General features: G+C 71.8%; 2 pseudogenes. One reads left to right on the top strand and one right to left on the bottom strand.

From position 1 onward, the window contains the following. Positions 1 to 265, top strand: a pseudogene (locus tag LPA54_RS35655) (HNH endonuclease family protein); the annotation flags it as partial. Between the two features lie 51 nt (positions 266 to 316). Here the strand turns inward: LPA54_RS35655 and LPA54_RS35650 are convergent. After that, positions 317 to 570, bottom strand: a pseudogene (locus tag LPA54_RS35650) (hypothetical protein); the annotation flags it as partial.

Raw genomic sequence — 570 nt, 5'->3', positions numbered from 1 at the left:
CGCTCTCGTACAGCTGGCAGATGGGCGCCTCCCGCTGGTCCGAGGCCATGCGCAGGCAACTGGCCAACGACCCGCTCAACCTGCTCCCGGTCGACGGAAGCGCCAACTCCGCCAAGAGCGACTCCGGACCGGCGTCCTGGCTCCCGCCCAGCAAGGGCATCCGCTGCGCCTACGCCGTCCGCTTCGCCCAGGTCGCCCCGTGAAGTACGAGATGCCCGTGACGAAGGCGGACAAGGAGTCCATGCGGGAGCAGTGCGGGGTCTGAACCCGGTGGCCCCGCAGGACGTGTGGACACGGCGCCCGCGGTGACGGGCGGTCAGCCCAGGGCGTCCAGGTCGAGGATCTCGCCCTCGGGCTTCCCGGCCGGGACCGGCTTCCCGAAGTCGGTGAAGGTGACCGACCCCGGGTCCGCGGCCGACGTGCTCTCCAGCCGGAGCAGATACGGCTCGCCCTCGGTGGCGACGTAGAAGGTGTACCGGTCCTTGCCGTCCTGCTCGGTGAGCGTCAGCGCCGGAGTGCCGTCGAGCGTGGTGGCCTTGCCCCGGGTGGCGTCCGAGCCGCCGTTGCCGG

Source organism: Streptomyces sp. DH12, from assembly GCF_020873895.1.
Taxonomy (GTDB): Bacteria; Actinomycetota; Actinomycetes; order Streptomycetales; family Streptomycetaceae; genus Streptomyces.
The sequence above is the reverse complement of the archived record's forward strand: the minus strand, read 5'-3'. Positions and strand labels throughout refer to the sequence as shown.